Genomic DNA, 4,465 nt, shown 5'->3' with positions numbered 1-4,465 from the left:
GGAGCGGGCTTGCTCGCGAAGGCGGTGTATCAGTCAACGGGCAAGGTGACTGACATATCGCTTTCGCGAGCAAGCCCGCTCCCACAGGGGATGGTGGTGGACGCCGATTTTGCGTCCGCCACCCATCAGGCCTTGGCGGCCATGGCGACCACTTCCACGCGCATGCCTTCCACCGCCAGGGCGGCGACCCCTACGGCAGCACGCACCGGCCAGGGCTTGGCGAAGAAGCGCTTGTAGACTTCATTGAAGGCGGCGCGGTCGGCCATGTCGGTGAGGTAGATGGTCAGGTGCATGACCCGGTCCATGGAGCTGCCGGCCCGCTCCAGCGCGACTTTCAGTGCTTGCAGCGTGCATTCGCTCTGCAGGGTGATGTCGCCCAGTTCCAGGCTGCCATCGGCACGGGTCGGGATCTGGGTGGACATCAGGATGCCGTTGAAGGCTGCGACGTCGGAGGAAATGGAATCCGCATCGGGATCGGGGGTGAAGATGATGTCTTGATTGGCCATGGGGCGCTCTTGTTGGAGGAGGTAAAAGAACGACGCGCAGTTTACCAGACGTCCCACGACGAATTGGCCGGCCACGGTCTTGAACTGGGTCCATGACGCAGAGCCTGCAGACTCAACCCACTGACTCTTGAACCCGTGAGAACCCCGTGGCGACACGGCCAATGCACTCAAGCGACAAACGGATTGGCGCTCTAGAGTCTTTGCACCTATTTTTTCTCCACATCTGTAAACGATTACGTTTATCAAAAATGGAGGCGGCACATGCGATTGCTCAGCGCGATGTTTGTCACGTCCATGTTAGTTGCGGGTGCGATGTCTTATATAGCCATTGCACAGGCCGAAGGCGATGTTGCCAGGGACGTCCGCGATGGTGTTCGTGATGTAGACAAAGACTTCGATCAGGATGGCAAGGACATCGACAAGGAAGCCAGGAAGTTGGAGAAAGAGCGACACAAAGAGGATCGCCACTTGGATAAAGAGGCGAAGAAAGATCTTTGAAGGATCAACAGTAACGGGCTCGGCGCCTGCAATTGCGAAGCTGGATCCAAAATTCTTGCTCGCCTTAAGTCCTGATCTACACTGCGAAAAGTTGCGCGCCAACAATAGGCGAACTGCACCCGTAGTTCATCGCCAAGCCAATAAAGGTCGCGATCATGACCAGAGTTTCAAGTGTCCGCCGCTTTGCACTCTGCGTAAGCCTGGTTGCGTTTGCAATGAGCGGTTGTACAACTTCGCAGTTCCCCTCCCCGCCCCTGCGTCAGAACCCCGAATTCACTTACGATGCCAGCGGCGTGACCCACGCCACGCTGTCGGCGGCCGAGCAGCCGGTCAATGTCGGCAACGAGCGTTACGTGTCGCTGGTGTTCAACGGCGATTACGACTCGCCGCTGATCCGCACCCGGCCGGGCGGGACCATGGCGATTCGCCTGGACAACCGCATGGACGAGGTCACCAACCTGCACTTCCACGGCATGACCGTGTCGCCTCTTGATCAGGGCGACAATATTTTCCGCATGACCCAGCCGCACCAGGTGGGCGAGTACAACGTCAAGCTGCCGCCGGATCACAGCCCGGGTGCCTACTGGTATCACAGCCACTTCCATGGCGGCTCCCAGCGACAGGTGTCGGCGGGGATTGCCGGGCCCATCCTGGTCGATGGCATGCTCGATCCGTTTCCCGAACTCAAGGGCATCAAGGAACAGGTGCTGGTGCTGCGCAACTTCCAGAAAACCCTGACCGGCAAAGTCGCCAGCGAAATCATCACCAGCGCCCCTTCGATTCGCACCATCAATGGCCAGGAAGTGCCGACCATCGACATCAAGCCGGGGGAAACCCAGCTCTGGCACTTCATCAACATTGCCGCCAACCAGTACTTCCGCATCAGCATCAACGGCCAGACCCTGCAGGTGCTGTCCCGCGACGGCAACACCGTCACTCGCCGGGTCGATACCGACCAGGTGCTGATCGGCCCGTCGGCCCGGTTCAGCGTGCTGGTGGTGGGGCCTCCGGCAGGCACCTATGACGTGGAAACCGGTTCCGGCAACACCGGGCCGGCGGGCGATCAGTACCCGATGGCCAAGTTGGCGATCCTGCGCTCGAGCGGCCAGCAGGTGGCGACCAAGCAGATCACCAGTCCCTATCCGCCCGCCGAGGATTTGAGCAAGATCGCGGTGAACAAGACCCGTCAGTTTGCCTTCCAGGACTCGGCCACCGCCCCCACGGCCTTCCTGATCAACGGCACCCGCTTCGAGCTGGATCGGGTCAACACCACCGTGAAACTCGGCGATGTGGAAGAGTGGCGGCTGTTCAATCCGTCCCAGGAACTGCATCAGTTCCACATTCATCAGGTGGACTTCCAGGTCACCGAAATCAACGGCAAACCCGTCGAGTTCAGCGGTTATCGCGACAACGTGTTCATCCCCGCCACCGGTTCGATCACATTGCGCATTCCGTTTCGCGATCCGATCATCCTTGGCAAGTTCGTCTACCACTGCCACATCCTCGAACACGAGGACGGCGGCATGATGCAGGCGATCCAGGTGGTCAAGCCCGAAGACTACGAGCAGGCGGTCAAGCTCGAACCCCTGGGCGGGCTGTACGGCGAAAACAACCAGCTGTGCTCCTACCTGCGCAACACCGGCCGGGACCCGAAAGCGTCCAGCCCACTGATCCCGCGAACCAACTAAGAGGGACGCGCCATGAGCAACTATCGCTTGGCTGTGGTGTTGGTGGGATCGGTGTGTGCCGCCGAATCGGTGCTGGCCGATGACGGGCAATACCCCAACGTCGGCATGGATTACGACGCGACCTTTCAATATGACCATACCCATGCCGACTCGCCCCAGGGCGGCAATCGCAACACCGGGGACGCCTACCCGGACATCAACACCACGTTCTACTTTCGCTTCACCCACGATCAGCAGATCCAGCTGGCCACCGAGATCAATCCCGTGGCCGGGCCGGAGCCTGGGCAGAAGCGCTTTTTCGAAGACGTAGGGCTGGTGATCAACGACCTCAACTACTACCAGAACAACGCCAACTCGGCGTTCAGTGTCGGCAAATACCACGTGCCGTTCGGTCGCGCCCAGGATCAGGCGCCCGGCCTGTACACCAATGACTACGTGGCCACCTACGACTTGGATGGCATGCTCGGCGGCACCGTGGCCTACCGGTATTTCGACCAGACACTGGGGATGATCGAGCCGAACCTGAGCGTGTACACCGCAGACAATTCGTTCCTTGGCCGGCCATACCTGCGCCATGGCGAGAAACTTCGGCGCAGCGACGGCGGGCCGTCCAATACCGGCAAGCTCGACTCCTACGCGGTGACGGTGAACTGGATCGCGATTCCGGCGGTGCCGTATCTGGAAATGCAGGCCGGCTACATGTTCAACAAAAAGGCCGAAGATGAGACCCAGGACACGCCACCCGGCGAAGACGATGAAACCATCAAGATCGCCTCCGCCCGCTACATCTGGGCCTACGCGCCGAGTACCGACCTGGAGCCGACCCTGGCCGGGCGCTACTTCGATATCGTGCCCTTCGTCGAGTTTGCCGATGTCGACAACGAAGGCGGGATCAAGGGCAATGACACCCGCTACCTGACCACCTCGCTGACCTTCGATTTCGGCGATTGGGCCCTGGGCGCGACCCGTACCGACAAGCATCGCCAATCCACCGGCGGCGCGGACCACCAGGACTACCTCAACGAAATCAGCCTGACCTACAACATCACCGGGCAAATCAAGCTCGGGCTGTCCGCCGGCACCCAGAAAGAGGACGGCCAGATGTCCGAGCTGATCGGCCTGGCGCTGACCTATTCCGGAGGGTATTGAGGATGAAGTGGCTACTGGCGTTGCTGTTGATGGCCATGGCGGACGGCGCGATCGCCGCCACCCGTACCGATATCGGCGGGCCGTTCCAGCTGATCAATCAGAATGGCCAGCGGGTTACCGAAACCAGCTTCGGCGAGCCGGCGTTGCTGTATTTCGGCTTCATGACCTGCCCGGCCATCTGCCCGACGGATCTTGCGAAAATGGCGCGCATCAGCAAGCAACTGCAACAGCAGCAAGGCATCAGCGTGCGGCCGGTTTTCGTCACCATCGACCCGGAGCGGGACACGCCGAAAAAACTGAAGACCTACGTCAATTATTTCGCCAGCGACTTCGTCGGCCTGACCGGCTCACCCCAGGAGATTGCCAAAATCACCGACGCCTACCACGTCTACTACAAGAAAGTGCCCACCGGGGACAAGCCGGGGGATTACGTGATGGACCATTCCACCATCCTCTTCCTGCTCGACAGCCAGGGCCGCTACCTCAAGCATTTCGGCCGTGGGCTGGATGAGAAGGAAATCGAGAAGCAGGTGGTGGCGGCGTTGGCGGACGCCAAGGCAGGAAGCTGATACACAGGAATGAAACACCCCCCTGTGGGAGCGGGCTTGCTCGCGAAAGCGTCGT

General features: G+C 60.3%; 5 protein-coding genes. 4 read left to right on the top strand and 1 reads right to left on the bottom strand.

All coding sequences use genetic code 11. From position 1 onward, the window contains the following. Positions 1–125 precede the first annotated feature (125 nt). A complete protein-coding gene (locus B0W55_RS28770) occupies positions 126–506 on the bottom strand; it encodes a RidA family protein (protein ID WP_077049290.1) in 381 nt (126 codons plus the stop codon). A gap of 261 nt (positions 507–767) precedes the next feature. Between B0W55_RS28770 and B0W55_RS28765 the strand changes: the two genes are divergently transcribed. From B0W55_RS28765 to B0W55_RS28750, 4 genes are all read left to right on the top strand, one after another. After that, the gene (locus B0W55_RS28765; protein WP_077049289.1) at positions 768–1,004 is read left to right on the top strand and encodes a hypothetical protein; all 237 of its coding nucleotides are present in this window, start codon (positions 768–770) and stop codon (positions 1,002–1,004) included. Between the two features lie 215 nt (positions 1,005–1,219). Further along, positions 1,220–2,692: a multicopper oxidase family protein gene (locus tag B0W55_RS28760; RefSeq protein WP_256576409.1), complete on the top strand. Its 1,473-nt coding sequence runs from the start codon at positions 1,220–1,222 to the stop codon at positions 2,690–2,692. A 12-nt stretch (positions 2,693–2,704) separates the two neighbouring features. After that, positions 2,705–3,841, top strand: a complete 1,137-nt coding sequence (locus B0W55_RS28755) for a hypothetical protein (protein WP_077049287.1) — start codon at positions 2,705–2,707, stop codon at positions 3,839–3,841. A gap of 2 nt (positions 3,842–3,843) precedes the next feature. Then, positions 3,844–4,410: an SCO family protein gene (locus B0W55_RS28750; protein WP_077049286.1), complete on the top strand. Its 567-nt coding sequence runs from the start codon at positions 3,844–3,846 to the stop codon at positions 4,408–4,410. Positions 4,411–4,465: the final 55 nt, after the last annotated feature.

The sequence above is a fragment of the Pseudomonas sp. KK4 genome (assembly GCF_001984065.1).
GTDB lineage: Bacteria > Pseudomonadota > Gammaproteobacteria > Pseudomonadales > Pseudomonadaceae > Aquipseudomonas.
The sequence above is the reverse complement of the archived record's forward strand: the minus strand, read 5'-3'. Positions and strand labels throughout refer to the sequence as shown.